The organism is Nocardioides sp. QY071 (assembly GCF_029961765.1).
In the GTDB taxonomy this organism is placed as follows: domain Bacteria; phylum Actinomycetota; class Actinomycetes; order Propionibacteriales; family Nocardioidaceae; genus Nocardioides.
The window spans coordinates 355830-382043 of the sequence record NZ_CP124681.1; the positions used below are offsets into that span (position 1 = coordinate 355830).

Genomic DNA, 26214 nt, shown 5'->3' on the forward strand with positions numbered 1-26214 from the left:
GCGTTTCAGTGCTTGCAAGATGCCCACAGCTGGGGTGGGGCCCCAGACCGGGCCGCGAGACGTGCAGATCCATGTTGACCGACCAGCCGGCGCAACGGTGCGTCGATGAGAACGAAGGGGACAGATCAGTGAGTAAGTCGACGTGGAGCCACCGCGGGTGGCGAGCCTGGGTGATGGGCTTGGCTCTCGCCCTTGGTGCAGTCGTGATGCCGTCGTTGGCGCCGTCGGCGTCGGCGACGACCCAGCCAGGAGCCGGCGACACCGTCTGGATCGGCACGCTGGTGCAGGGACACCCGGGCACGCGGTTGCACAGCGTGTACTCGCCCGTGCCGGCGGACACCAGCAACCCGGGAACCCCCGACTACTGGGCGTACTGCATCGAGCACAACGTGTCGGCGAAGACCGGTACGACCGGCGTCGCCGGCAACGTATCGGCCTTCCTGGGCACCAACTACTACGACACTGACCCCACCATCCCCGGCAAGGTGATGTGGATCGTCGCCAACAGCTACCCGGCGATCAGCCTGTCGGACTTCGCCACGGCCGCCGGCGTGCCCGGTCTCACGCCGAACGACGCGATCGAGGCGATCCAGTACGCCATCTGGCGCTACACGGACCTGACCTTCGACGCGAACTGGAACTGGGCGGGCTCCGACTCGACGGCGAACGCCGAGGCGGCGTACTGGTACCTGATCGGCAAGATCAACCAGGGCAACACCCTGACGCCCGGCTCGGCCTCGGTCACCGCGACCGTCACCGCTCCGGCCGGCGCGCAGCAGGCCGGCACGCTGGTCGGCCCGTTCACGGTCCACACCAACCAGCCGACCGTCAGCGTCACCGTCGCCCCGGGCGTCGCCGTGACCGATGCCGCGGGAACCCTGATCAACACCTCGGCCGTCACCGACGGCCAGCAGATCTACCTCGACCTGCGCGGCTCGACCACCGCCGGCTCCGCCACCGTCACCGTCACTGCGCAGGGCGCGGGTGGCACCGGCATGACCATCTCCGTGCCGACCACCAGCGGCGGCACCCCCACGACCGGCAACCACGCGCAGTCGCTGGTCCTGGTCGCGGCCAGCACCGCTACCACCACCGGCTCGGCCGCCGTCAGCTGGACCGCCGCTCCGGCTCCGTCGATCGGCACCACGTTGGTCGACAAGGCCGACGACGACCACACGATCCCCGCCGGTGGTGGGGTCGTGGTGGACACGATCGCCTACTCGAACCTGACTCCGGGTACGTCGTACACGGTGACCGGTGAGCTGCGGAAGAAGTCGGATGGTTCGGCGACTGGGATCACCGGCACCAAGACCTTCACCCCGGTCAGCGCCAACGGCACGGTCGAGGTCGAGTTCACGGTTCCGGCCGGCTACGCGGGTCAGTCGCTGGTTGCGTTCGAGGAGCTGACCGTGACCGGTCAGCCGGCCGTCGTCGCGGAGCACAAGGACATCAACGACACCGCGCAGACCGTGTCAGTCCAGAAGGGCGCCCCGACCGTCAACACCCAGGCCTCCGCGGCCACGGTGACGGTCGGCGCGAGCCTGCACGACGTCGTGACCATCACCGGGTTCGTCCCGGGTGGCAACGCCACCGGCACCGCGGTCCTCTACGGCCCGCTCTCCGCGGTCAACGACACCGTCTGCACCGAGGGCAACGTGGCCGGAACGGTCACGTTCACCCCGGCCAACGGCACCATCACGACCCCGACCGTCACGGTGACCCAGCCCGGGCTCTACACCTGGCAGGTCACGGTGAGCGCGGACGACCGCAACGACAAGGCCACCCACGCCTGCGGGCTCGCGGCCGAGACCACCACGGTGCAGCAGTCGGGCACCGGCTCGGGCGGCGAGTCCAAGGTGTCGCTGACGACGGAGACCTCGCACGACCAGGTCAAGCCCGGTGCCCAGGTGTTCGACAAGGTCACCATCACCGGCTTCGTCCCCGGGTACGGCGCCACCGGCTCGGCCACGCTGTACGGTCCGTTCGCCTCCCGCGACAAGATCGCCTGCACGCCGGCCAACGCCGTCGGCACGGTGAACTTCACGCCGGGCAACGGTGTCGTCCACACGCCGACCGTCCAGGTCAACCAGACCGGCTACTACACCTGGGTCGCGTCGACCACGGCCGACAGCCACAACACCGCCGCGTCGCACGCCTGCGGCCTGGTGTCGGAGACCACCCTGGTGCACAAGCCGGCCTACGCGACGCCGACCGTCAGCACGGGCTTCGCCAACGACGGATGGAAGCCGGCCGGACGTCGTACGGTCGACCGGATCCGGATCCCGTCGCTGGGCGTCAACGCCCGGACCTCGCTGGTCGGCATCAAGAGGGGCACCATGCAGGTGCCCGGCAATGTCGCCCGCACGGGCCAGCTCAGCCAGTCCGCCGCGGCGGACGATCTGATCGGTACCACGGTCATCGCGGGTCACGTGTCGGACCGGCACGACCGGCCGGGTGCGTTCTGGAAGTTGACCAAGATCCGCAAGGGCAAGGTCGTGACGCTCTGGCAGGGCGGCAAGAAGCTGCGTTACCGGGTCACCTCGATCCAGCGGTTCTCGCGGACCTCGAAGCTGCCCGACCGGTTCTTCTCGACCACCGGTGAGCACCAGCTGGTGCTGATCAGCTGCGCGGGCAAGGTGACGACGTCGAGCGGCGGGTTCCACTACCGCCAGAACGTCGTGGTCACCGCGGTTCCGCTGGGCTGACAGCGACATGACTCCGGCGGCGGTGGTGGTTCTTGTCCACCGCCGCCGTCGGGCGCATCTGCTCCATTTCACCTCCAGGAAGGAGCAGGCCATGCCACCACGTCCAGAGTCGGGGTATCTGGCCACCGTCTCGGGTGTCATGACGTTGGGAGTGTTGGCCGTGGGCTCCCAGGGTCAGGCCCAGGCCGAACCGGCTGCCGTGGCACAGGACGGTGTGACCTGCCTGCTGCCAAGCGCCGAGAACCGCTTCCTCACCGTCGAGCTGCTGACCGCGGACGGCCTCGACCGCCACCTCCTGGCGTCCGGCATTGCGATCACCGAGGTCGACGCTCGGCCGCGACCTGCGGTCCGCCAGGTGACCCGCTGCGGCGCCGGCACGACGAGGGGCGCGGGGCACCGCCTTACACCGACCTGCTGCAGACCACCGAGGAGCCGTGGTGGGGCGAGCCCGACGAGTCCAAGCGCAGCCCCGACGTGGTCGTCGACCGCTGGGTCCAGGATCTCCTCACCCGGATGGACCAGCCGTACGCGGTGATGGTCCGCAGCGTGTCGCTGACCGAGTACCTCGGCCCGTTCCCGCACGCCGTGGCCGCAGCCTGGGCGGCCGAGGACGAGCTGGCGGGGAACCACCTTCTGTCCGAGGACGAGCAGGTGAGCGTGCGGTTGCTCCCGCTGGTGCGGCCTGTCGAAGACGAGCTCTGAGGGGTGCGGGACTCAGGCCGGCACGTCGAGTAGGAGCTCCGCGACGTCCTGACCGCCCACCGACAGCACCTGGGCGCTCACTGCGATCGGCCCGCTCGCCGAGCGTATGCCGGCTGTGACGTGGGGGTGCGCGCCGACCAGGGTCATCCGGACGCCCTCGGGGGCCGGGAACAGGGTGACGGTGAGGTCCGTGCCGCGCGGGGTCTCGGCCACCGCCGCCAGCACGACATCGCCTACGCCGGCCGCCATCTCGGCGGGCAGGTCGGTGCCGCCGGCCCGCACCACCAGCCGGACGCCGCGTTCGTGGGCGTCGCTGAGCGCCCGGGCGAACCACTGGCCGACATGGACCAGGTCGGGATGGAGCAGGGTCAGCTGGCGCAGGTAGGCCTCCTCGCTGGCGCAGCGCTCGCGCAGCGCCGGGGCGCCGGGGTCGGTGGCGCCGTACACCGCCTCGAGGAGCTCCAGGGAGCGGTTCAGTCCGGCGACGCGCCAACGCGCTCGGGACCGGTCGGCTGCCTCCCGCTCCGCCAGCCGGGTGTCCGCGGCCCAGCCGGCCCGTTGGTCGGCCGCAGCCTGCGTGCCGATCGCGCCGATCGTGTGCTGGAACCGGGCCCAGCCAGCTACCAGTCCGAGCCCGGCCGCGCCCGCTATCAGGGTGATCGTCTCGGCCTGCTGGGAGGACTGTCCGACGGCCACCGCGACTGCGACGACCACGGCGCCGTACGACAACGCGGCCCACACCGCCATGGACCGGCGGGGACCGAGCTCGGTGATCACGATGAGCGGGCCCGTCGCGCCGATGGCCTGCCAGAGCACCGGATCCTCGCGTCCGTAGTCGACTGCCGCGGCGGAGAGCACGAACCCGACCGCCGCCGCGGCGGTGAGCAGGACCACCACCCACGTCGGCAGGCTCTCGCGACGCCGGGTGGTCCGCCAGGCCACCCCCGCGCCGAGAGCGGAGAGGCCTGCCATCAGGTACTCCGGCGTCGCCTCGCCCGGGTGGTTGGTGACGGCGAGGTAGAAGCCGATGATGGACACCCCGGCGGCGTACAGCAGGCAGGCGTCGCGGCGCAGCACCTGCACAATGCTGGCGATGTTCCGCTCCGTGCCGGACTTGGCGGGCGGTGCGCCGGTGGTCGGCACGGTCAGGGTGACCCGTGTCCCGGCGCCCGGCGCGGTGTCGAGATCGACCTCGATCCCGGCTTCCCGGGCGCGGTCCAGGACCGAGACGGCCAGGCCGCCGGAGGTGCCGACCTGCCCGTCGAAGCCGACGCCGTCGTCGGCGACGGTCACCACCAGGCGCCCGTCCCTCTCCTCAGCGCGTATGTCGACCTCGCCGACACCGGCGTGCTTGGCGGCGTTCTGGACCAGCTCGGTGGCGGCCCGGCGCAGCGCCCGGAGTCGGGCCGGGAGCAGGTCGTCCTCGAGCCGGGCCAACTCGTCGTCGTCGAGTCCGCGGTGGCGAACTCGTATCCGGGGGTCGAATGACGCCGCCCGTAGCCCACCGTTGTCGGTGGCCGGCTCGGCGCCATCGCGGAGCGCGCTGACGGTCGCGATGTCGCGCGCACAGCGCTCGCGCACCGCGTCGGCGTCGCGCACCGCGGCGCCGCCGCTGGCGAGGGCTGCGAGGGTGTTGATCACGGTGTCGTGCAGGACCCGGGCGTCCTCGGCGGAGGCCCGGCTGGCCGCCTCCTGGGTGGCGGCCGCGGCCCGCCGGCGTTGCGCGGCGATCGTGGTCGCGTCGGCACGTCCCGCGAAGTCGTAGAGATAGGTCTGGCAGATCCGGGTCGCCAGCACGATCGCGCAGCGGGTGACGAACACCGAGATCGGCAGAGTGGTGGGCAGCTCGGGTCGGGTCACCAGCATGGCTACCGGGACCAGCACCACGGTCGCGGCGGGCATCGCGAGGGCGAGGCGGCCGCGGAGCACGAACGCGGGCATGGCGCTGCTGAGGTTGAACATCCAGCAGGCCGCGAACAGCAGCGGGTCGTTCATCGACGCGGCGGCCCACCAGTCGGCCACGAACAGCAGGTCGACCCCCACGATCGGCAGCCACAGCGGCAGTCGGCCAGCTCGGACAACCAGCGTCGTGAACAGCACCGCGACGTGAGCCACAAGGAGGGGCAGCAGTGAGCCGATCGGCCGGTCGGAGGCGAAGATCGCGCCCAGCATCACCAGCTGACAGCCGACGGTGGCCAGCAGGAGCACCCGTCGTATCGAGTCGGCGAGGGTGTGCGTCGCCCAGCCGTCCTCGGCGGGGGTGAAGGGTGCCGCGCGACGGACCAGGTCGCGGACCAGGGGACCGAACCGGACCTGTGCTCGGAGTCTGGTCACGCGGGCATTCTCTCGCCTGCGACAGGGTGAGTTCGGGTAACCCGCCGACATCTCGACGCCGGACTGCGAGACTTGTCCTCGTGGGAGATGGAGGGTCGGAGGTCTGGCAGGTCGCCCTCGTTGAGGACCACCTGCTGCAACGTCGCCGTACCGAGGAGATCCTCGGACGCGAGTCGGGCCTGGTCGTGGTGGCGAGCTGCAGCACGCTGCCCGAGTTCCTCGCCTGGGTGCAGCGTGCACCGGTGAGCTCGCGCCCCCAGCTGCTCGTGCTCGACCTCAGCGTCGATCGTGGGCCCAGCGTCGACCCGGACGTCGTGGCTCGCCTCGTCGACGCCGGTCTGCGGATCCTGGTGCTGTCCGCGCTCGCCTCACCCGCCCTGGTCCGCGCCGTCATCAAGGCCGGAGTCGCCGGGATCGTCGGCAAGCGCGACTCCGAGCAGGACGTGGTCGACGCGGTGTGGACCGTGCTGCGCCGCGGCGAGTGGATGACCCCTGACCTCGCCGCCGTGATCGCCTCCGACGCCGACCGTCCGCAGCTCAGCGACCAGGAGGAGCGGGCTCTGGTGCTCTATGCCTCCGGGCTCACCCTCGGCGCGGTCGCCGAGGCCTTGGGGGTCAAGCCCGAGTCGGCGAAGACCTACATCGGCCGGGTGAAGGCCAAGTACGCCGCGGCGGGTCGGCCGGTGCGCTCGAAGGTCGAGCTCAGCCGGATCGCCGTGGACGACGGGTACGTCGGGCACGTGTGACGACGCCCCGCGCCGAGGGGCAACGCGCCCTCCGGTGTGTGGTCCACCTATTGGCGGAACCTCTAAGACGGAGGGGCCGCACCCGAACGGGTGCGGCCCCTCCGCCTTTCGACATCCAGCCTGGGGTGGTGCCTGGTCTGGCTCAGCGTCCGGAGAGGCTCCGGGCGCCAGTGGCAGGCGTACCCGCGACCTTCTTGGGCTGCTTGGGCGTCTTGACCTTGGCCTTCGACGGCAGCGACTGGACCGGGTTGCCGGCGGGGGTGGTGCCGGCGGCCGTTGCGACGTTGACCACCTTGCCGGCCACCAGGTCACGCTTGTGGACCTTGTAGGTGGCCGTGCAGGTGATCGAGGCCCCGGGGGCGAGGCCGGTGGCCGGGAGCGCCGGGCACTTCGGCGTCAGGCTGCCCTTGCCGCTGAACTGCTGCTCCGCGATCGTGACCGTCTTCAGCGCGATGTTGCCGGTGTTGGTCACCTTGAAGGTGTACTTGATCTTCTCGCCGAGCTTGGCGACCTTCTTGGGCGTCGCCTTCTTGACCAGCGCGACACCGGGAACGGCCGGCTGCACGGTGGCGGCCGCGGTGTTGTTCGCCGGGTTGCCGCGGTCGGTGACGCCCACGTTGTTCAGCACGGGTGCGTTGCCGGTGAGGACCTTGCTGTAGACCAGGGTCAGCTTCTCGCCGTTGTCGAGACCGCGGACGTCGCCGCCCACGGGCCGCGAGCAGTCGAGCTCGCCGTCGGCGGGGATCGCCGAGCCGACCGCGGTGTCACAGGAGAACGGCGTGCCGCTGCCGCTGGCCTGGACCGACACCAGGGTGCCGCCGCCGGCCTTGTCGTCGGTGACCGTGACCGTGTCGTCGATGCCCATCAGGTCGGGACCGTTGTTGGTGATCACCAGGGTGTAGGTGACCGGCGTGCCGGACTCGAACACCTCGGCCGCGGCCGTCTTGGTGACCGACAGGTCGTAGTTGCACGGCACCCACTCGATCTCGCCGGTGCCGTCGCGGCTCGGCTCGTCGTCGGCCAGCTTCTCGCCCTCTGCCTGGGGGATGAGAGCCGCACCGTGGGCGGTGTCGAAGTAGCTGGAGCCGCCGCCACCGCCGCCGCCGATGATCGCGCCGTTCGGGCCGGTCACGTCGCCGATGGTGGTGGCACCGCCGCCGCCGCCGAAGTAGCCGGCGCCGCCGCCGCCGCCCTGGTCGGCGCCGTTGGGACCGCCGCCCTCACCGCCGTTGCGGGCGTCGCCGGGGTGACCGTTGTTGTCGGTGTCGCTCGCGTGGACGCCGCCGGCGCCGGGTGCGCTGGTGTCGCCGCCCTGGCCGCCGCCGGGCGCGCCGGGCGTGTCAGCGGTGGCATCGTTGCCGGCCGCGCCTTCCTGGCCGGCCCACGTGCCTGCGCCGTCGACGACGCCGGCGTGACCGCCGCCGCCTGCGTCGCCGTTGTGGCCGCCGCCAGAGCCGCCGCCGCCGCCGACCAGCGCGACGAGGTCGCCGTTGACTGAGAAGCTGGTGTAGCCGCCGCCGCCACCACCAGTGTGGCCGCCGGGACCGCCGTTGCCGCCCTTGTCGTCGCCGGAGGCGCCACCGATGCCGCCGCCGGAACCGCCGTCGCCGACCACGCCGGTGAGCACGTCGCCCGGCGCTACCGGGATGCGGAACTGGATGCGGGCGCCCTGGCCGCCGCCGACCTGGATCGGGTCGTCCGGGTCCTCGGTCTCCGGGTCGTCGTCGCCGGTGGAGACGGCGGTGCCGCCGTTGGCGCCCTCGAGGGTGACCACTGCGGCGCAGGAGCCGGGAGCGGGGGTCTCCTCGAACGCGCCGACGCCGAGCACGGTCGGCTCCTCGGGCTCGGGGGCGGGATCGGCGTGCGAGCTGGGCACGCTTCCGAAGATGGTGATCGTGGCGGTCGCGGTGGCCAGCGCGGCGATGCCGGCGAGCCTCACGCGACGTCGGGGGGAGGTAGTCAATGCGGACATGCCCGGCTTTCTATCGGCCTCCCGGTGCGCGAATCCCCCTAAGTGGGGCAACTCGGCTCAAATGCCCCCCGAACAGGTGACAGGACGGCCGGCGCGATCGACGCCAGACGACGCGAGGGACCGCGTGCTGTCCAACGGCCTGGCGCGCCCGCCCGCAGTCCCCCCAGTCTTCCACCTGGTCGAGTCCGGGGCAGCGGAGATTCAGGAAGGCTCATATCCAGTGACACACGTGCAGGAGGGCGGGCCTGCGTACTGGCGCGTCGCGATCGTCGAGGACCATCGGTTGCAGCGGCTGCGCACCGAGGAGCTGGTCGGCCGGCAGCCCGGCCTGCGGGTGGTGTGCTCCTGCGAGACGCTCGACGAGCTGATGACCTGGATGGCGGGCCGGTCGTCGCACGAGCGGCCGCATGTCGTCGTCCTCGACCTCGTCGTCGACCGTGGCCGCGACGCGGACCCGGCCGTCGTCGAGCGGCTGGTGCGTTCCGGGCTGCGTGTCCTGGTGCTCTCCGCGATGGCGTCGGTCCCGCTCGTGCGCGCCATGATCCGCGCCGGAGTCACCGGTTTCGTGGGCAAGAGGGACACCGAGGAGGACATCGTCGCTGCGCTCTGGGCGGTGCTCCGGCGCCGTCAGTGGATCACCCCGGAGCTGGCGAGCGTGATGGCGGGGGACGCTCAGCGTCCCCGGCTCAGCGATCAGGAGGAGCGCGCCCTGGTTCTCTACGCGTCCGGCCTGACCCTCGACGCGGTCGCCGAGGCCTTGGGGGTGAAGCGCGACACCGTCAAGAAGTACATCGAGCGCGTGAAGGCCAAGTACGCCGACGTCGGGCGTCCGGTGCGGACGAAGATCGACCTCAACCGGGAGGCGATCCGAGACGGCCTGATGACCCCGTCGTCATGAGCGACGGATCGCTCGGGCTCCCATGACCCGGCTCTGCCCCCTCAACGGGGGACAATCCTCAACCAGCTCTGCCGAAGCGCGGAGTGGGCCTCGATCGCGCCGCTAGCGTCCAGGCAGGTGGAGGGGATCGACGGTTCGCGTCCTGCCTCCGTCGGAGACGCGAGGAACTCGGCGTGACGTAGCACCGTCGGTGCGCGCCCGTTCCGCGTCCGCGGACATCAGCTTCTTGGAGGTAGGGATGGCCCTCGAACGATCCGGGCCGCAGCGGGTCGTGCACACGCGTGGCCCGCTGCGCGCCGTCGCGCACGCAGGTGTCGCTGCGGCACTGACGGTCAGCCTCGCCGTGGTGCTGGGCGGGGCCGTCGTCCCCGGCGCGGACGCGACACCCGTGGAGCGGGTCCGCGCGACCGCGGCCTGCTCCACACCGGCAGGACCGTTCACCCCGGCGACGACCAGCATCCCCGCGATCGGCCGGTCGGTCAGCGTCGTGCGCGTGCGCCGTACCCCCTCGGGTGCGGTCGGCACGCCGCCGGTCACCAAGCGTGGCAAGTGGCTGATGGGCCTCGATCCGCAGGTCCGGCCGGGCGGCGGCAAGGGCAGCGTGATCATGGTGGCGCACACCTGGCCCGACGACTCGGCGCTCGGCAACGCGCTGCTCCGCTCGCTCGCCGTGGGTGACCGGCTCCAGCTCGCCAACGGCTCCGCGAATGCCTGCTACCAGGTCACCGGGCGCAAGAAGTACGGCGCCACCAAGGTCCCCCGCAAGAAGGCCTTCCGCTGGTGGGGGCCGGAGCAGCTGGTGATCGTGGTGTGCTCGGGCAAGCGGCTCGGCCCGGGGCGCTGGACTCACCGCACGATCTGGTACGCGACCCCCGTCGTCGATCCAGGCTGACCAGGACGGTCCACAGATCCCACGTCGGTGCGCAGAGTCGTCCCCTTGCCGCCCGGCGTGTGCAGCTGCAGGAGCAGCGGCCCCACGTGTGCACCCCACTGCGCACTGACCCCGAGACCCGGGTGGGCCGTCTCGTGCAGCCGCCGCAACCCTGTCGGGCGTCCGGCCCGGCAGGGTTGCGGATGGGACGAGCTCGGCACTGCACCATCGGGCATGCCGAGTCCGGCCAGCACCCCTGACGGGGTCAGCCGGCGTCGGCCGGGCCGAGGCAGACGGCGACCAGCTCGCCCGCGGCCTCGCCCAGGAACACGGCCCAGCCGCGGTCGAAGGACACCAGCTCGGTGGCGCCGTCCGGGGTGCGGATGATCGCCTTGCTCGGGATGACGTCGCGGTCGAAGCCGGTCGGCGAGCACCGGTTCTCCTGCATCAGCGAGTCGAGGGGACCCGACGACATGTCGATGCGGCGAGCCGGGTCGGTGGGCGGTCGCGTCGCGACCGAGCCGATCCCGCCGAAGGCGACCAGCAGGGTGAGGGCGGCCACGGTGGTCGACGTACGCGTGGCGTGGACGGCGACCCGAAGCCAGGTCGGGGCCGTGACGACAACGCTCATGAGCCCCCCTTGTCCAGTGTCCCGGTCAGCCCGTCGCCGGGTCTCTTCCCACTGCCCATCACAACGACGGGAGGGCGGCCGGGTCACGACCGCGTGACGTGACAGACACCGGCGCACGGCAGGATGGGGCCATGACCTGGTTCGACGCCCCGGCCGACGCGGCCACCCGGCTCGCGGCGGCGGGCTACCTCGCGGACGCCGCCACGGCGACCACCACCTATCTCGCCGGCGCGTTGGAGAAGCCGCTGCTGCTCGAGGGGCCGGCCGGCGTCGGGAAGACCGAGCTGGCGAAGGCGGTGTCCCGGGCGACGGGCGCCGAGCTGGTCCGGCTGCAGTGCTACGAGGGGCTCGACGAGGCGCGCGCGCTCTACGAGTGGAACTACAAGAAGCAGCTCCTGCGGATCCAGGCCGCCAACGCCGGCGACTCCGGTGTCGACTGGGATGCCACCCACGACGACATCTTCTCCGAGGAGTTCCTGCTCACCCGGCCCCTGCTCACCGCGATCCGGCGCGAGGAGCCGACGGTGCTGCTCATCGACGAGGTGGACAAGACCGACATCGAGGTCGAGGGCCTGTTGCTGGAGGTGCTCAGCGACTTCCAGGTGACCATCCCCGAGCTCGGCACCGTCGCCGCGACCCGCCGCCCGTTCGTCGTCCTGACCTCGAACGCCAGCCGCGAGCTGTCCGAGGCGGTCAAGCGCCGCTGCCTCTACCTCCACATCGACTATCCGGACGCCGCCCGCGAGCGGCAGATCCTGCAGCAGCAGGTCCCCGGCCTCGACGACCGGATCGCCGAGCAGCTGGTCACCACCGTCGGGCGGTTGCGCGAGCTGGAGCTGAAGAAGGCACCCTCGATCGCCGAGTCGGTCGACTGGGCCCGAACCCTGATCGCGCTCGAGATCCGCGACCTCGACGCCAAGGCGATCGCCGACACCCTCGGCGCCGTGCTCAAGCACCAGTCCGACCACGAGCGCGCCGTCAAGGAGCTCAAGCTCGCCCGGGCTTGAGGCCGTGATGACCGAGTACGCCGAGCAGTCTGGGCTCCTCGAGCGCCATCTCGCGTTCGTCGAGGCGCTGCGCGGCGCCGGGCTGTCGGTCTCGCTCGCCGAGGACATCGACTCCCTCGCCGCGCTCGGCGCGGTGCGCTGGGGCGAGCGGGCGACGGTGCGCGACGCGTTCGCCGCCACGATGGTCAAGAAGCAGGCTCAGCGCACCACCTTCGACGCGCTCTTCGACGTCTACTTCCCCGCGATGGTCGGCAACGGCGCGGTCGAACAGGGTGGGGAAGAGGCCGGTGACGGGCAGGTGCGCGACAACGCTGCCGCCCTGGTCGACTTCCGTGACCGCCTGGCCGAGGCACTCGAGGCGTTCGAGGTCGGGGAGCTCGACGAGGCCGAGCTGCGCCGGATGGCCGCCGAGATGGTCGGCGTCTTCGGCGCGATGCCCGGCCGTGGGCCCGGGCTGTCGTCCTGGTCGGCCTACACCGCGCTGCAGAGGGTGGCTCCCCAGGAGCTCGTCGACAAGCTGGTCGCCGGGCTGATGCGGGAGGGCGCCGACGAGGAGGACGCCCGCCGCCGGGCCAACCGCCGGATCGGCTCGTTCACCGCCATGGTCGAGGACGACGCCCGCCGCCGCATCGCCGAGGAGAAGGGGCCCGACCACGTCGCCGAGGTCGCCGTGCGCCCCAGCATCGACAAGCTCGCCTTCATGGCCGCGCGTCGTACCGACCTCGACGAGATGCGCAAGGAGATCTTCCCGCTGGCCCGCCGGCTCGCCACCCGGCTCGCCAAGGAGCAGCACTCCCGGCACGCGCGTACCGCGCCGCTCGACTTCCGGCGCACCGTCCGCGCCTCGATCGCCACCGGCGGCGTACCGATCACGACGCACCACCGGCCCAAGCGGCCGCACCGCACCGACCTCGTCGTGCTCTGCGACGTCAGCGGCTCGGTGGCCAACTTCGCCCAGTTCACGTTGCTCTTCGTGTTCGCGCTGCGCGAGGTCTTCCAGAGCATGCGGGCCTTCACGTTCATCGACCACGTCCACGAGGTCACCGGCCACTTCCGGCCCGGTGCCGACCCGGTCGACGTCCTCAGCGACCTCGCCGCCGCCACCTCGCACGCCGCGCTGTGGGGCCGGACCAACTACGGCCGGGCGTTCACCAAGTTCGAGGAGAACCACCTCGACGCGCTCACGCCGAAGACGACCCTGCTCATCCTCGGCGACGCCCGTTCCAACTACAGCGACCTCCACGAGGACGCGCTGCGCCGGCTGACCGGCTCGGTGAAGCGGACCTTCTGGCTCAACCCCGAGCACGAGCGCAACTGGGGGACGGGCGACTCGGCCGCGCCGGCGTACGGCGAGATCGTGCGGATGATCGAGTGCCGCAACCTGACCCAGCTCAGCGAGTTCGTGCACGACCTCGCGTGGTGAGTGGCTGCGGGAGTTTCACCGGCCGACCGGTGAAACTCCCGGTTGGACGAGGAAGCATCCTCGTCCAAGCGCCAGTTTCGTCGTCCAACCCCGCCAGTTTCACCGGCCGACCGGTGAAACTGGCGCGAGCTCAGGCCGAGAACTCCAGCGCCTCGTCCTCGACGGCCTTGCGGAAGACGAGGATGTCCTTGAAGTAGTTCATCTTCAGCCGCCACGGGAACGTCGCGCCCTGCTTGGGCAGCGAGTCGATCGAGCGCATGACGTAGCCCGCCTCGAAGTCCAGGAACGGCTCCTCGGCGACCGACGGGTCACGACGCGGGACGACCATCCGGGTGCCGGTCTCGTCCATGCGGCGCAGCACCTTGACGACGTACTCGCAGACCAGGTCGGCCTTCAGCGTCCACGACGCGTTGGTGTAGCCGATGATGAACGCGAAGTTGGGGATCTCGCTGAGCATCAGGCCCTTGTAGGCCATCGTCTCCGAGGGCGCGATCTTCGTGCCGTCGACGCCCAGCGTCGCGCCGCCGAAGATCTGCAGGTTGAGGCCGGTGGCGGTGATGATGATGTCCGCCTCGAGCTCCTTGCCGGACTTGAGCAGGATGCCCTTCGGCGTGAACCGGTCGATGTGGTCGGTCACGATGTCGACGGTGTGGTGGCGCAGTGCCTTGAACAGGTCGCCGCCGGGGACGGCGCACAGCCGCTGGTCCCACGGGTCGTACGGCGGCTTGAAGTGCTCGTCGAAGCTGACGTCGTCGGGCAGCTGGCGCTCGAGCAGCTTGCGCAGCAGTGCGCGCGACTCCTTGGGCCGGGCCTGGCAGAACTCGTAGAACGCGATCCGGCTGGTGAGGTAGCGGGTGCGGACCAGCTTCTGCGCGAGCTTGTCGGGCAACCGGCGGTACATCTCGGCCGAGATCTTGTCGTACGCCGGCTGGCTGATGATGTACGTCGGCGTGCGCTGCAACATCGTGACGTGACCGGCGCCCGAGTCGGCCAGCGCGGGGATCAGGGTGACCGCGGTGGCCCCGGAGCCGATCACGACGACCCGCTTGCCGGCGTAGTCGAGGTCCTCGGGCCAGTGCTGCGGGTGCACGATCTGCCCGGCGAACTCGTCGGCGCCGGCGAAGCTCGGGGTGAAGCCCTCGTCGTAGCGGTAGTAGCCGGACGTCGACCACAGGAAGCTCGCGGTCAGCTCGATCGTCTCGCCGGTGTCGGTGCGCTCGACGGTGACCGTCCAGCGGGCGTCCTCGGTGGAGAACTCCGCGTGCACCAGCTTGTGGTGGTAGCGGATGTGCTGGTCGATGCCGTTCTCGGCCGCCGCCTCCTTGAGGTAGGCGAGGATGTCGGGACCGTCGACGATCGCCTTGGTGCCCTTCCACGGCTTCCAGCCGAAGCCGAGGGTGTGCATGTCGGAGTCGGAGCGGATGCCGGGGTAGCGGAACAGGTCCCACGTGCCGCCGAGTGAGTCGCGCATCTCCAGGACGGCATAGCTCTTGTCCGGGAACGCCTTGGTGACGTGGTACGCCGCGTCGATGCCGGACAGGCCGGCGCCGATGATCAGCACGTCGAGGTGCGTGGTGTCGCTCATTCAGGCTTCCTTGAAGTTGAGGAGCTGCTCGACCGGGAGGTCGGGCACCTCGATCCTGCGGGACGCTGCGAGACCTTCGATCTGCAGCCAGGTCACGTCGGCGAGCAGCCGCGTGAAGGCGGGGGCCGGGGGGACGAGCTCGTCGCGCGAGCTCCAGCTGCGGACGGCGGCGATGACGCCGCCGACGAGCAGGAAGACGTACGGCGTGAGCGCGTTGCGGTCGTCGTCGTCGACCTCGGCGTCGAGGATGGCGAGGAAGCCACCGATGACGAGCTCGATCTGCTCGGCGATCTGGCCGATCGCGTCGTCGAGCGGCTTGGACGCGGCGCCGGCGATGTCGCGCTCCGCGAAGCGCATCAGGGCGACGTTGTCGGCGCCCCAGCCGACGTACGCCGCGATGATCCGCTCGACGATCTGGCGCGGCGTGCCCTCGAGGGTGACCGCGGCGAGCAGCAGCTCGCCGGCCCGGCTGCAGATCTCCTGCTGGATGGCGACGTCGAGGTCGGTGCGGTCCTCGAAGTAGCGGTAGAGGACGGTGCGGTGGACCGAGGCCTCGTCGGCGATCTGCTGGACGCTGAGCTCGGCGCCGGGCTCGAGGTCGCGCGCCAGCACCGTCAGCGCCGCCTCGATCACCGCCTGCCGGCGGTCGGCGTTGTGCTGCTGCCAGCGACGCTTGCGCCCGTCGGTCTGCTCCCGCTTCGGCGTCCCCATGCCGACACCTCCTGCGATCCTCACGATGTCAGCGACACGGTACGCCGCAGCAGTCCCCGACGACGTACGGCGGCGGGCGGCGCGGCGACCGAGCGCTGCTCCGCGACGTCGGTGATCTTGGCGCGGGGCCGGCCGGCCCGCGCACCGCGCTCGCGCTCGGCGGCGTCGAGGCGCTGCCAGGCGGCGAGGTCGGCCGCGTCGGTGTGCCGCTCGGCGACCAGCGACGCGATCGCGGCGGCCGTGCCACTCGGTGCGGGGAGGCCGGCGTCGAGGTCGTCGAGAATGGTCTCGACCGTCTCCTGGGCGTCGGTCTTGTTGGTGCCGATGAAGCCGACCGGACCGCGCTTGATCCAGCCGACGACGTAGACGCCCGGCTCGACGCGACCCTCGTGGTTGGGGACCGTGGCGGTCCGCTCGTCGAACGGCAGCCCGGCGACCGGGGTGCCCCGGTGGCCGACGGAGCGGACGACCAGGCCGGCGTCGAGGACGAACGTGTCGTAGGTGGCCTCGGCGCGAACGCTCCCGTCGGTCTCCTCGACCAGGCGGTTGCGGGCGACCCGGACACCGGTGACCCGGCCGTCGGTGCCGATGACCTCGACGGGGGAGACCGCGAAGCTGAGCACGATCCGCCGCTTGTCGCTGCCATCGGCGACCGGGCGCTCGGCCAGGTCGCGGAGAAGAGCGCTGCGCTGGTCGTCGCCGGTGAGCAGCGCGGGATCGACGTCGACGACCACGTCGATGTCGTCGAGCGCGGCGAGGCCGATCAGCTCGGGAACGGTGAACGCCGCCTGCGCGGGACCACGACGGCCGAGGACGACCACCTCGCGCACGTTGCTCGCGCGCAGCTGGTCGAGCGGGCCGGGCGCCAGGTCGGTGCGCTCGAGGACCTCGACCGGCCGGGCCAGGATGCGCGCCACGTCGAGCGCGACGTTGCCGTTGCCGACGACGACCGCGCGACCGGACGGGTTGGAGACCGGGCCGAGCGGGACGTCGAGGTCCTGCTGCTCGGGGTGGCCGTTGTACCAGCCGACCAGGGCCGTCGCCGGGACCGAGCCGGCCAGGTCCTCGCCGGGGATGCCCAGGCTGCGGTCGGCGGAGGCGCCGACGGCGTACACGACCGCGTCGTAGTGGGACCGCAGGTCGGCGAGGGTGATGCTGGTGCTGTCGGGGGCGCCGACCTCGACGTCGAGGAAGTAGCGGAACCGCGGCTGCCGCTCGATCGCCTCGAACAGCCGGGTCACCAGCTTGGTCGACGCGTGGTCCGGGGCGACACCGTGCCGGACCAGGCCGTACGGCGTGCGCAGCCGGTCGTAGACGTCGACTCCGCCGACCTCGGGGTGCTTGAGCAGCTCGTCGGCCGTGTAGAGCCCGGCCGGGCCGGCGCCGATCACCGCGACCCGGAACGGGCCGGTGCGGGTGAGGCGGCGCTGCTGCGGAACCAGCGCGACCGGAGTGCGGTCGGCGTGGGGGAACGCGTCGTAGTAGGCGGCGTTGAGCTCGAGGAACGGCAGCTGCTTGGTCGTCAGCGCGGCGTCGGGCACCATCGCCCCGACCGGGCACGCGGTCGCGCAGGCGCCGCAGCCGACGCAGGCGGTCGCGTCGACGTACACCATCTCGGTGGTGCCGAAGCCGGGCTCACCCGGGGCGGGGTGGATGCAGTTGACCGGGCAGGCGACGACGCACGAGGCGTCGGCGCAGCACGACTGCGTGACGACGTACGCCATGGCTCAGACCGCGGCGGACTTGGGCTCGCTGCGGAAGCGCGAGGGGCTGCCGTGGATGCCGAGCGCGCGCCACACGAGGCGGGAGACGCGGTTCATCAGGCCGAGCTCCTCGGCGAGCATCCGCACGTCGCCGAAGGTGTCGCGCAGCAGCTTCTGGGACTTCTCGGACTTCCAGTAGACCTCGCGCATGACGTCCTTGGGGATGCCGAGGTCCTTCTGCATCTGCTTGGTCGGCTTCATGATCACGTCGCACAGCACGCGCATGATGAGCGGGTAGGCCAGCGAGAGACCGAAACGCTGGATGCGGCCGTAGTCCTTGGAGCGCTCGACCAGGTAGGTGTGCGCGAAGCCGATGTGGCGGGCCTCCTCGGCCACGTGGATCTGCATCACGCGGGTGACGATCGGGTGCAGCTCGTGGCCCGAGCGCAGCACCGACTTCTGCAGGTAGTCGATCGGCTCCTCGCCGGCGAGGATGCCGAAGAAGAAGATGTTGGGCAGCGGGCCGCCGGCCAGGCACAGGAACGGCGCGACCTTGATGAACCAGCCCGGGCCGCCCTTCACGTCGACGCCGATCCGGTTCACACCCTCCTGGAACATCTGGGTGTGGTGGCACTCCTCGGTCACCTCGTGCGTGGAGTAGCGGAACTCCGCACGGTTGTTGCCCATCGGGATGAGGTGGCTCATGATGCCGCCGATCAGCACCTGCTCGAACTGCAGGCCGACCTTCATGATGTTGGCGAGGCGGTACTGGCCGATCTCGATCTGCCGCTCCAGGGGCAGCGACTTGTACCAGTCGGTGCCGCCGAGCGAGTCGATCTCCGGGAGTACCCAGCGCGGGTCGTTCGGGACGACCTCGAACTCCGGGCTGTCCCAGGCGATGTCGAGGAACGCGTCGAAGTGCTGGTGGACCGACGCCTCGGACAGAACGCGCAGCGTGTCCTGGTAGCTGAGGCCCGCCAGGTCGTGCGCGGCAGGGGTGTCGATCGGGGCGTCGGCAGTCGCAGTCATCGTTCCTCGGTCCGTTCTCGTCATCGAAATCGGGAGCATGCACGCTGTTAGCGCAACAACATGTTGCATACATTGACCCGGGTTTTGTCAAGGAAATCGACGAGAAACGGGACCGGCGCGCGCGAGTGCTCGCCTCGGGGTGTGATCGGGATCGCTCCGCCCCTGGACCGCACCCCATGCGAACTGGTCGCGAGAAGGGCCGATCGACGACCGAACCGCATGGGGTGCGGTCGGCAGGAGGGATGAGGTCAGGCGGGGCGCAGGAAGCCCAGGGCGCGCCAGCGGTCGAGCGCCGCGACGAGGTCGGGGTGGTCGGCCCGGTCGGCGGCCCGGCCACCGGTGACCAGGGCGGGGGTGTCGGGGTCGGTGCCGGCGTCGTAGACGACCGTGAGGCGGTTGGTGGCGCCGGCGTTGATCAGCGAGCCGAGGAGGGCGACCGGGTTGCTGCGGTCCTCGAGGGAGAGCACCTGGATGTCGGCCGGGAGCAGGCGTAGCTGGGTCGCGGGGGCGTCGGCGGTGACCACCTGGTCGACCACGAAGCCGGGCAGGTCGGTGCGGGTGGCGACCTCGAGTGCGGCCGCCCCGCCGCTGCCGCGGCCGACCAGCATCACCCGGGCCGGCTCGTCGGCGGGCTCGGCCGCCGGATCGATCGCGGCGGCGAGGGCACGCACGACGGCGGAGGCCTCGCTGGACGCGTCGCCCGAGACGAGCCGGAGCCGACCGGGGGCGGGCGCCGGGGCGGCGTCGGGCAGGAAGGCGACCAGGCGCCCGGGGGCCGGGCGCAGGACCCGGATCGGGCCGTCCTGCTGCTCGGCGAGGATCGTCATCAGGTCGGCGAGCCCGGCGGGAGCGCCATCGACGGTGGCCGCGGCGCCGGCGACCGGATCCGCGACCTCGGCGAGGCCGACGGCGACGTCGCGCAGGGCGGAGCCCCAGTCGTCGGGCAGCGGGGCGATGCCGGTGGCGCGCAGGCCGCCGATGCGCGCGGAGCGTCCGGCGTCACCGGCGAGCACACCGGCGGTGAGCAGTCCGCGCATCTGCAGGCTGTCGAGTACGCCGCCACCGGTGGTGACGTGCTCCATGAGCTCGGGGTTGGCCTCCGCCAGCTCGCCGAGGTAGGCCGCCACGCCGTCGCGGTCGAGCGCGTCGGTCTCGATCAGGCCGGCCGCCACGATCGCGCCGCCGAGGTTGACCTCGGGGGCGAGGTAGCCGATCGCCTTGCCGGCGATGGAGCCGAGGGTCTCGTACGCCGCTGCCTGGAGCTCGTCGATCCAGCGGTAGGTCATCACCGTCGCGCGCAGCACCAGCGCGTCGGCGTCGAGCTCGATGGACCGGCTGAGCAGGCTGCCCTTCCCGGTCGTCGCGGCCCGCACCTCCTCCTCGGCGGTGCTCCACGTCGTGGGGGACAGTGGCGCGGAGTCGGCGACCTCGGGGTCGGCGAGCGCGTCGGCGCCGAGCTGCGACCACTCCCGCATCTGCGCGCCGGCGTCGTCGAACAGGTCCGCGAGCCGCAGCATCTGGTCGTACTTGTCGGCGAGGTCCGCGACCTCGACCGCGGTCAGCGGCTGCTCCTCGGTGCTCATCGCGTCGCCTCCCCGAGGACCGGTGCGACGACCGCCGCCAGCTCGTCGGGTGCGACGGAGCGCAGCTCCAGCCGCAGCCCGCCGTCGGCGTGGTGCGGGCGCAGGGCGCGCCAGCCGTCGGCCATGAGCGTCCAGGACACGACGCCGACGGTGTCGACCGCGTCGCCGGACACGTCGGCGACCAGGGCCCGCAACCGGCCGCGGGCCTCGCCCGCCAGCGCAGCGAGCACACCGGCGACGCTCGCGTCGTCCAGGGCGCCGTGGGCACCGCGGACCGCACCGCTGTGGCGGGACACGAGCACGGGGAGCAGGTCGCCCCGGCCCGAGCCGCTGGCCTCGGCGGCGGCGTCGGCGAGCTCGAACGGCAGGTCGACGTACGACGGCACGTCGGAGGCCCCGGGCACGACCTCCTCGGAGATCGCGGCGACCCGGGCGAGCTCGGCGGCCCAGGCGTCGGTGCCGAACCAGCCCAGCTCGAACACGATCCCGTCGACCGTGGCCAGCGAGGCGACGGCGCTGCCGCCCTGGCGGTGCCAGACCTTGGCCTGCACCCCGCCCATGGCGACGTCGACGTCGAGGGCGAAGCGCGGCGAGGCGAGCAGGCCGATCGCACCGGCCAGCCCGGCGTCGAGGGCGCCGTCGACGATCAAGCCGCGCCGCTCGAGGGCGTCGGCGGGGTCGTGCAGCGCGGCGACGGCCGCGCGGAAGGCTTCGTCGTCGAGGGTCGCGGGGCTCTGTCCCAGCCGGGCCTGCATGGCATCGGCGGTGGGTGGCGCGGCGACCTCGAACGGCAGCGGGGCGTCGCCGGCGAGGTGTGCCGCGTGGTGGAGCTCGGCCAGGGTCAGCCCGATCCGGCGGGGTGCGGCGGCGAGTGCTCCGCCGTCACCGGCGGCAGGTGCTGCCGGTGCGGCCGGTGCGGCCGGTGTGGCCGGCGGGACGGAGGTGAGGTCGATGGTCGGCATCGGGCGCTCAGCGCTCCAGGCCGGGGACGTCGACGGTGAGCCAGTCGCGGTGTCCCGCGGGCGGTGGGGTGAACGCGACGAGCGCCTCGTCGAGCGGGTCGGGCGTGACCTGCAACCCGTCGCCGGCCTCGTTGCGGGCGGCGATGGCCGCGATCCGGGCCCGCGCATCGGCGACCAGCGCCTCGACCCGCGCCTGGGTCGCGGCGATCTCCTCACGCACCGCGTCGACGCTCTCGGCGTGGTCGGCCAGCGCGTCCGCGGCACCGGTGTGGCGCTCCGCGGCCACCCGCAGGTGGCTGGCGCGATCGGTCACCCGCTCGCGCATCGCCTCGGCCGCCCGGCCGGTCCAGCCCAGACCCTCGACCCGCGCGACCAGCTCGTCGGCGAGGGCGCGCACGTCGGCCCCCTGGTCCCGCAGCTGGGCGGCACGACGCCGAATGATCTCGCTGTCGCCGTACATGAGACGCGCCCCTTCCCTGATCCGTCGCTGGGCAAACCCAATCACAGGGCGCCGTCGAGCCGGTCGAGCGCGGTGGTGATGTCGTCCGCGGTGCCGGCGAAGCTGAACCGCAGGAACCGGCCGCCGTCGACGGTGTCGAAGTCGATGCCGGTGGCGACGGCGACGCCGGTGCGGGCCAGCAGGTCGCGGCAGTAGGCCATCGAGTCGGTCGTCAGGTGCCCGACGTCGGCGTACGCGTAGAACGCGCCGTCGGCCGGCGCCAGCCGGGTGATGCCGAGCCGCTGCAGCCCGTCGAGCAGCAGGCCGCGGTTGTGGGCGTAGCGCTGCACGTGCCCGTCGAGCTCGGCGTACGCCGTGTCCTCGAACGCCGCGAGCGCCGCGTGCTGGGCGAGCACGGGCGGGCAGATCGAGAAGTTGCCGGTCAGTACGTCGACCGGCCGCCGCAGCCGTTCGGGCGCGAGCATCCAGCCGAGGCGCCAGCCGGTCATCGAGAAGTACTTCGAGAACGAGCCGAACACGACCGCCTCGCGCGAGGTCTCCCAGGCGCAGCCGGCGCGCGATCCGGCGTACTGGATGCCGTGGTAGATCTCGTCGGAGACCAGCTGGACGCCGCTCTCCTCGCACCAGCGGGCGATCGCGGCGAGCTCCTCGGGCAGCAGCATGGTGCCGGTCGGGTTCGCGGGGCTGGCGACGACGAGGCCGTCGATCGGCTCCCGGGCGTGTGCCTCCGCGAGCTGCTCAACGGTCGGCTGGAACCGGGTGTCCGGCCCGGTCGGGATCTCGAGGACCGCGCAGCCCAGCGCCGCCAGCACGTTGCGGTAGCAGGGGTAGCCGGGGCGCGCGATCGCCACCCGGGCGCCCGCGTCGAAGGCCGCGAGGAAGGCCAGCAGGAAGCCGCCGCTCGAGCCGGTGGTGACGACCACGTCGTCCGGGTCGACGGCGACGTCGTAGGTGTGTCGGTAGTGGCCGGCGATCGCCGCCCGGAGCTCGACGATGCCGGTCGCGGTGGTGTAGCCGAGGGGGTCGCCGCTGCTGAGCAGCCGGATCGCGGCCGCGTTGACCGTCGCCGGCGCCCCCGTGCTGGGCTGCCCCGCGACCAGGTTGACCAGGTCGCCGTGGGTGCGCTGCCGCTCCGCCGCCGCGGCGAGGAGGTCCATCACGTGGAACGGTGGGACGTCCGCCCGGGCGGCGGTGGTGAAGCGGTCGGTCACCCGCTGATCCTGTCACGCGCGACCCGGCGGAAAGTGGCCCGGGTTTTGCGCCGACCCGGCAGAGAGTGGCCCGGGTTGTGCGCCGACCCGGCAGAAACGACGTGCGACAGCGCCGGTGGTCTTCCGTGCTCGCCGGACGGCGCGGGCGGTCCGGGTCACGACCACCCGGGAGGGCTACGCTCCGGTCCCAGGTCACGACCGTCACCACAACCCAGGGGGAGCCATGCGGCTCGGCATGATCATCGACTACTCCGGCGGCTTCGCCGAGACCGTGGAGCTGCTCCAGGAGTACGAGCGCAACGGCCTCGACCTGGTCGCGATGCCGGAGGCGTACTCCTTCGACGCGGTCAGCCAGCTCGGCTACATCGCCGCGAAGACCGAGCGCCTCGAGCTGATGTCGGCGATCTTCCAGATCTACACGCGCACCCCGTCGCTGACCGCGATGACGGCCGCGGGCCTGGACTTCGTCTCCGACGGCCGGTTCACGCTCGGCCTGGGCGCCAGCGGCCCGCAGGTCATCGAGGGCTTCCACGGCGTGAAGTACGACGCCCCGCTGGGTCGCACCCGCGAGGTGATCGAGATCTGCCGGCAGGTGTGGAAGCGCGAGCCGGTCGAGTTCGAGGGCAAGTACTACGACGTCCCGCTGACCAAGGACAAGGGCGGCTCGGGCCTGGGCAAGCCGCTCAAGATCATCAACCACCCGGTGCGCAGCGAGATCCCGATCTCGGTCGCGGCGCTCGGCCCCAAGAACGTCGCGCTCGTCGCCGAGCTCGCCAACGGCTGGCAGCCGCTGTTCTTCCACCCCGGCAAGCGTGGCCTGGCGTGGGGCGAGCCGCTCGCGGAGGGATTCGCGAAGCGCGATCCTGCGCTCGGCGAGCTCGACATCCAGCTCCAGATCGCCTTCCACCTCGGCGAGCCCTCGCCCGAGGCGGTGCAGGCGATCCGCAACCAGCTGGCGCTGTACGTCGGCGGCATGGGTGCGCGCGACAAGAACTTCTACAACCAGCTGGCCTGCCGGTACGGATACGAGGCCGAGGCCAAGGAGATCCAGGACCTGTACCTGTCGGGGGCGAAGGCCGAGGCCGCCGCCGCCGTACCCGACGAGCTGGTGGACGCGGTCACCCTGCTCGGCGACGAGGACGCGATCCGCCGGCAGGTGGCCGAGTTCCACGCGGCCGGCGTGCGCACCTTCCTGCTCAACCCGCTCGCCGCGACCGACGAGGAGAAGGTCGCCCAGGTGCGTCGGCTCTCCGAGATCGTCAAGGAGGTCACGCCGTGACCTCGACCGAGGGGCGGCGATTCACCGTCACGCGCGAGGGCGCGGTCGCCACCGTCGGCCTGGCCGGACCCGGCGGCAAGGCGGTCATGGACGAGGCGTTCTTCGCCGAGCTGGCCGCGACCTTCACCGAGCTCGAGGCCGACGACACCGCCCGTGCGGTGGTGCTCGCAGGAGCGGGCGACCACTTCTCCTACGGCCTCGACCTGGCCGCGGCGGCCGGTACCTTCGCGCCGCTCCGGCAGGCCACCCATGCCGGTGCCCGGCAGGAGCTGATGGCCCTGATCCGGCGCTGGCAGGCGGCTCTCGACACCGTCGCCAACCTCAGCAAGCCGACCGTCGCGGCCGTCACCGGCTGGTGCATCGGTGGCGGCGTGGACCTCGCCGTCGCCTGCGACGTCCGGGTCGCCTCGGCCGACGCGGTGTTCAGCGTGCGCGAGGCCAAGGTCGGGATCGTCGCCGACCTCGGCAGCCTGCAGCGCCTGGTCGGCGTCATCGGCGACGGCCACCTGCGCGAGCTCGCCCTCACCGGCGACGACGTCGACGCCGCCCGGGCCGCCGAGATCGGCCTGGTCAACCACGTCCACGCCACCCCCGACGAGACGCGTACGGCGGCCGCCGGGCTCGCCGCGCGGATGGCGGCCAACTCCCCGCTGGTCCTGCGCGGCATCAAGGACGTCCTCGACGCCGAGCGCGGCCCCCGCGTCGAGGCGGGCCTGCGCTACACCGCCGTGTGGAACTCGGCCTTCCTGCTCAGCGACGACCTCGACGAGGCGATGCTGGCGTTCCTCGAGCGGCGCCCGCCGGAGTTCACAGGTCGCTGACGGCTCACGGCACCAGCCGGTCGCGGCCCGGACCGCCGTACAGGCGGTCCTTGCCGCCGCCGCCACGAAGCACGTCGCGACCGGCACCGCCGCACAGGACGTCGCGGCCACCACGGCCGCGGATCCGGTCCCGGCCCCCGAGACCGACGATCACGTCGCGGCCCGGCGTACCGATGAGCACATCGTCACCGGGGGTGCCGACGATCGTGGCTGCCTTGCCGTGGCACCGAGCCGTGGCCGGCTGGCCGCAGCCGCCCTCCGGCGTGATCACGACCTGGCCGCTCGTCGCGTCCGCCGCCACGCCGGCCTGTGCGGGCGGCACGCTGCTGTAGCTGCCGCCTCCGCCGCCGCCGCCGGCCGTGCCGTCGAGCAGCCCACCGCCACCGCCGCCGCCGTACCCGCCACCGCCCCCGCCGGCGGTCGCCCCGCCTCCGCCGCCACCGAAGCCGCCACTCCCGCCGGTGCCGCCGGTCACGACCTGGCCGGTGCCGCCGGCGCCTCCGCTGCCCATGGCCCAGCCGCCCGCTCCCCCCTGGCCGCCGCCGTCGAGGACCACGCCACCGCCTCCGCCACCGCCCTCCGGGACGTCACCGGCAGTGCGCGCCACCAGGCTGGAGCCGCCGACCGTCCCGCTGCCCGACGGGGTGTCGATCCCGGCGCCGGTGCCGCCGGCCCCTGCCGGCGCGCCGTCCCGGCCCGAACCGGTGAGGCTGGCGTCGAGCCCACCGGTCGTGGCCCCGGATCCGCCGCCCCCTCCGGCGACGACGAGCACGCCCGCGGCCGTCGGGCTGGTCGCCACGAACGACCCGCCCCCGCCGCCTCCGGCCGTCTGGCCGGGGACGCCGTTGCCGCCGGCCCCGCCGACCACGACCTGCAGGGTGCTGCCCGGCGTGACCGGGACGCCGTTGGCGAAGAGGAAGCCGCCGTGGCCGCCGGCGCCGGTCGAGGCTCCGCCGGGCGCGCCCACGACGTACAGGCTCACCCGGTGCACGCCGGCGGGCACGACCCAGGACTGCACGGCGCCGGTCGGGCCGAAGACGTAGGGAGCGGGCGCGGCACAGGCGCCGACCCCGGCGGCGGGCGGCGGGCCGGCCGCCGGGAGGACGAGGGCACCGGCGGCGAGGGTCGCGCCGGCGAGCGCGCGAACCAGGGGACGGGGGAGTGAGAGGGACACGGGACGGCCTTCCGGGAGCAGTGGAGGCCCAGCCGATCCGCCCCCCCTCGACCGGGCACCAGCACGCTACTCCCGCGGTCCTGGCCGGGTAAAGGCTCGCTACCCGGCGGACCGCTTCGCCCGCGTGATCGCGGCGACCGCTCGCCCATAGGTGATCGGTACGGCGCCCAGCGCCAGGGCCCGCTGCCGGGTCGGCTCGGTGACGTCGAAGTGCTCCTTAGCGGTCCCCGGGTTCTGGATCCAGCGCGCCTCGATCCCGAGCCGGCCGGCGAAGTCCAGCAGCTCGCGGTGTCCGGCCTCGCCCGGCAGGTCGGACAGCAGGTGGGACCACACGCCGTCGACGGGACCGACCACGGCCTCCAGCTGCATGTCGTCGACGTACACGGTCACGACCCCACCCTCCCATG

The 26214-nt window shown here is 72.4% G+C and carries 22 protein-coding genes; 9 read left to right on the top strand and 13 right to left on the bottom strand.

Annotated features, from left to right (window positions below):
• Window positions 1-179 precede the first annotated feature (179 nt).
• The gene (locus QI633_RS01675) at window positions 180-2705 is read left to right on the top strand and encodes a VaFE repeat-containing surface-anchored protein (RefSeq protein WP_282427900.1); all 2526 of its coding nucleotides are present in this window, start codon (window positions 180-182) and stop codon (window positions 2703-2705) included.
• A 474-nt stretch (window positions 2706-3179) separates the two neighbouring features.
• Window positions 3180-3407: a hypothetical protein gene (locus tag QI633_RS01680; RefSeq protein ID WP_141800678.1), complete on the top strand. Its 228-nt coding sequence runs from the start codon at window positions 3180-3182 to the stop codon at window positions 3405-3407.
• A 12-nt stretch (window positions 3408-3419) separates the two neighbouring features.
• Here the strand turns inward: QI633_RS01680 and QI633_RS01685 are convergent, their stop codons facing one another.
• The gene (locus QI633_RS01685) at window positions 3420-5741 is read right to left on the bottom strand and encodes an ATP-binding protein (RefSeq protein ID WP_160158373.1); all 2322 of its coding nucleotides are present in this window, start codon (window positions 5739-5741) and stop codon (window positions 3420-3422) included.
• Between the two features lie 80 nt (window positions 5742-5821).
• On the opposite strand from QI633_RS01685, the gene QI633_RS01690 reads away from it, so the two are divergent.
• Window positions 5822-6487 (top strand): response regulator transcription factor, encoded by a 666-nt coding sequence (locus QI633_RS01690; protein ID WP_160158372.1) that lies wholly within the window; start codon window positions 5822-5824, stop codon window positions 6485-6487.
• Between the two features lie 142 nt (window positions 6488-6629).
• Here QI633_RS01690 and QI633_RS01695 read toward each other — a convergent pair whose 3' ends face one another.
• Complete coding sequence (locus QI633_RS01695; RefSeq protein WP_282427901.1) at window positions 6630-8459, bottom strand: hypothetical protein; 1830 nt, start codon at window positions 8457-8459, stop codon at window positions 6630-6632.
• 220 nt (window positions 8460-8679) lie between these two features.
• Between QI633_RS01695 and QI633_RS01700 the strand changes: the two genes are divergently transcribed.
• Both QI633_RS01700 and QI633_RS01705 read left to right on the top strand, forming a co-directional pair.
• Complete coding sequence (locus QI633_RS01700) at window positions 8680-9357, top strand: response regulator (protein ID WP_160158370.1); 678 nt, start codon at window positions 8680-8682, stop codon at window positions 9355-9357.
• Between the two features lie 238 nt (window positions 9358-9595).
• Window positions 9596-10249 (top strand): class F sortase, encoded by a 654-nt coding sequence (locus tag QI633_RS01705; protein ID WP_141800673.1) that lies wholly within the window; start codon window positions 9596-9598, stop codon window positions 10247-10249.
• 244 nt (window positions 10250-10493) lie between these two features.
• On the opposite strand, the gene QI633_RS01710 is transcribed toward QI633_RS01705, so the two are convergent.
• Entirely contained in the window at window positions 10494-10859 is a 366-nt protein-coding gene (locus tag QI633_RS01710; protein ID WP_141800672.1) for a hypothetical protein, read from the bottom strand.
• A 131-nt stretch (window positions 10860-10990) separates the two neighbouring features.
• On the opposite strand from QI633_RS01710, the gene QI633_RS01715 reads away from it, so the two are divergent.
• Together QI633_RS01715 and QI633_RS01720 are read left to right on the top strand one after the other, a co-directional pair.
• Window positions 10991-11866 (top strand): MoxR family ATPase, encoded by an 876-nt coding sequence (locus QI633_RS01715; protein ID WP_141800671.1) that lies wholly within the window; start codon window positions 10991-10993, stop codon window positions 11864-11866.
• A 7-nt stretch (window positions 11867-11873) separates the two neighbouring features.
• On the top strand, window positions 11874-13289 hold the full coding sequence (locus QI633_RS01720; RefSeq protein ID WP_282427902.1) for a VWA domain-containing protein: 1416 nt from the start codon (window positions 11874-11876) through the stop codon (window positions 13287-13289).
• A 130-nt stretch (window positions 13290-13419) separates the two neighbouring features.
• Here the strand turns inward: QI633_RS01720 and QI633_RS01725 are convergent, their stop codons facing one another.
• From QI633_RS01725 to QI633_RS01760, 8 genes are all read right to left on the bottom strand, one after another.
• Window positions 13420-14874 carry an NAD(P)/FAD-dependent oxidoreductase gene (locus QI633_RS01725; protein WP_282427903.1) on the bottom strand — a complete coding sequence of 485 codons (1455 nt, stop codon included), beginning with the start codon at window positions 14872-14874 and terminating at the stop codon, window positions 13420-13422.
• The gene (locus tag QI633_RS01730; RefSeq protein ID WP_141800668.1) at window positions 14875-15585 is read right to left on the bottom strand and encodes a TetR/AcrR family transcriptional regulator; all 711 of its coding nucleotides are present in this window, start codon (window positions 15583-15585) and stop codon (window positions 14875-14877) included. It abuts the gene before it with no gap.
• Window positions 15586-15605: 20 nt separating this feature from the next.
• Complete coding sequence (locus QI633_RS01735) at window positions 15606-17309, bottom strand: FAD-dependent oxidoreductase (RefSeq protein ID WP_282427904.1); 1704 nt, start codon at window positions 17307-17309, stop codon at window positions 15606-15608.
• Between the two features lie 3 nt (window positions 17310-17312).
• Window positions 17313-18317 carry a diiron oxygenase gene (locus QI633_RS01740; protein ID WP_141800666.1) on the bottom strand — a complete coding sequence of 335 codons (1005 nt, stop codon included), beginning with the start codon at window positions 18315-18317 and terminating at the stop codon, window positions 17313-17315.
• 248 nt (window positions 18318-18565) lie between these two features.
• Window positions 18566-19900: a hypothetical protein gene (locus QI633_RS01745; protein ID WP_141800665.1), complete on the bottom strand. Its 1335-nt coding sequence runs from the start codon at window positions 19898-19900 to the stop codon at window positions 18566-18568.
• Window positions 19897-20862 (bottom strand): hypothetical protein, encoded by a 966-nt coding sequence (locus QI633_RS01750; RefSeq protein WP_282427905.1) that lies wholly within the window; start codon window positions 20860-20862, stop codon window positions 19897-19899. Before QI633_RS01750 ends, QI633_RS01745 begins: the two co-directional genes overlap by 4 nt.
• Window positions 20863-20869: 7 nt before the next feature.
• Window positions 20870-21322 carry a hypothetical protein gene (locus tag QI633_RS01755; protein WP_282427906.1) on the bottom strand — a complete coding sequence of 151 codons (453 nt, stop codon included), beginning with the start codon at window positions 21320-21322 and terminating at the stop codon, window positions 20870-20872.
• A 41-nt stretch (window positions 21323-21363) separates the two neighbouring features.
• Window positions 21364-22533, bottom strand: a complete 1170-nt coding sequence (locus QI633_RS01760; protein ID WP_260806553.1) for an aminotransferase class I/II-fold pyridoxal phosphate-dependent enzyme — start codon at window positions 22531-22533, stop codon at window positions 21364-21366.
• A 223-nt stretch (window positions 22534-22756) separates the two neighbouring features.
• Here QI633_RS01760 and QI633_RS01765 point away from each other — a divergent pair, with 223 nt between their 5' ends.
• Both QI633_RS01765 and QI633_RS01770 read left to right on the top strand, forming a co-directional pair.
• On the top strand, window positions 22757-23812 hold the full coding sequence (locus QI633_RS01765; RefSeq protein WP_282427907.1) for an LLM class F420-dependent oxidoreductase: 1056 nt from the start codon (window positions 22757-22759) through the stop codon (window positions 23810-23812).
• Window positions 23809-24633 carry a crotonase/enoyl-CoA hydratase family protein gene (locus QI633_RS01770; protein ID WP_282427908.1) on the top strand — a complete coding sequence of 275 codons (825 nt, stop codon included), beginning with the start codon at window positions 23809-23811 and terminating at the stop codon, window positions 24631-24633. The genes QI633_RS01765 and QI633_RS01770 overlap by 4 nt, the downstream gene beginning before the upstream one ends.
• Before the next feature lie 4 nt (window positions 24634-24637).
• On the opposite strand, the gene QI633_RS01775 is transcribed toward QI633_RS01770, so the two are convergent.
• A complete protein-coding gene (locus QI633_RS01775) occupies window positions 24638-25807 on the bottom strand; it encodes a hypothetical protein (protein WP_282427909.1) in 1170 nt (389 codons plus the stop codon).
• Between the two features lie 99 nt (window positions 25808-25906).
• On the bottom strand, window positions 25907-26197 hold the full coding sequence (locus tag QI633_RS01780; RefSeq protein ID WP_141800658.1) for a DUF4031 domain-containing protein: 291 nt from the start codon (window positions 26195-26197) through the stop codon (window positions 25907-25909).
• Between the last annotated feature and the right edge of the window lie 17 nt (window positions 26198-26214).

What these genes read in the sequence shown, in the direction of transcription:
- QI633_RS01695 (WP_282427901.1), bottom strand. Translation starts at nt 8,459, where the DNA reads ATGTCCGCATTGACTACCTCCCCCCGACGTCGCGTGAGGCTCGCCGGC.
- QI633_RS01705 (WP_141800673.1), top strand. Translation starts at nt 9,596, where the DNA reads ATGGCCCTCGAACGATCCGGGCCGCAGCGGGTCGTGCACACGCGTGGC.
- QI633_RS01710 (WP_141800672.1), bottom strand. Translation starts at nt 10,859, where the DNA reads ATGAGCGTTGTCGTCACGGCCCCGACCTGGCTTCGGGTCGCCGTCCAC.
- QI633_RS01715 (WP_141800671.1), top strand. Translation starts at nt 10,991, where the DNA reads ATGACCTGGTTCGACGCCCCGGCCGACGCGGCCACCCGGCTCGCGGCG.
- QI633_RS01720 (WP_282427902.1), top strand. Translation starts at nt 11,874, where the DNA reads ATGACCGAGTACGCCGAGCAGTCTGGGCTCCTCGAGCGCCATCTCGCG.
- QI633_RS01725 (WP_282427903.1), bottom strand. Translation starts at nt 14,874, where the DNA reads ATGAGCGACACCACGCACCTCGACGTGCTGATCATCGGCGCCGGCCTG.
- QI633_RS01730 (WP_141800668.1), bottom strand. Translation starts at nt 15,585, where the DNA reads ATGGGGACGCCGAAGCGGGAGCAGACCGACGGGCGCAAGCGTCGCTGG.
- QI633_RS01735 (WP_282427904.1), bottom strand. Translation starts at nt 17,309, where the DNA reads ATGGCGTACGTCGTCACGCAGTCGTGCTGCGCCGACGCCTCGTGCGTC.
- QI633_RS01740 (WP_141800666.1), bottom strand. Translation starts at nt 18,317, where the DNA reads ATGACTGCGACTGCCGACGCCCCGATCGACACCCCTGCCGCGCACGAC.
- QI633_RS01745 (WP_141800665.1), bottom strand. Translation starts at nt 19,900, where the DNA reads ATGAGCACCGAGGAGCAGCCGCTGACCGCGGTCGAGGTCGCGGACCTC.
- QI633_RS01750 (WP_282427905.1), bottom strand. Translation starts at nt 20,862, where the DNA reads ATGCCGACCATCGACCTCACCTCCGTCCCGCCGGCCACACCGGCCGCA.
- QI633_RS01755 (WP_282427906.1), bottom strand. Translation starts at nt 21,322, where the DNA reads ATGTACGGCGACAGCGAGATCATTCGGCGTCGTGCCGCCCAGCTGCGG.
- QI633_RS01765 (WP_282427907.1), top strand. Translation starts at nt 22,757, where the DNA reads ATGCGGCTCGGCATGATCATCGACTACTCCGGCGGCTTCGCCGAGACC.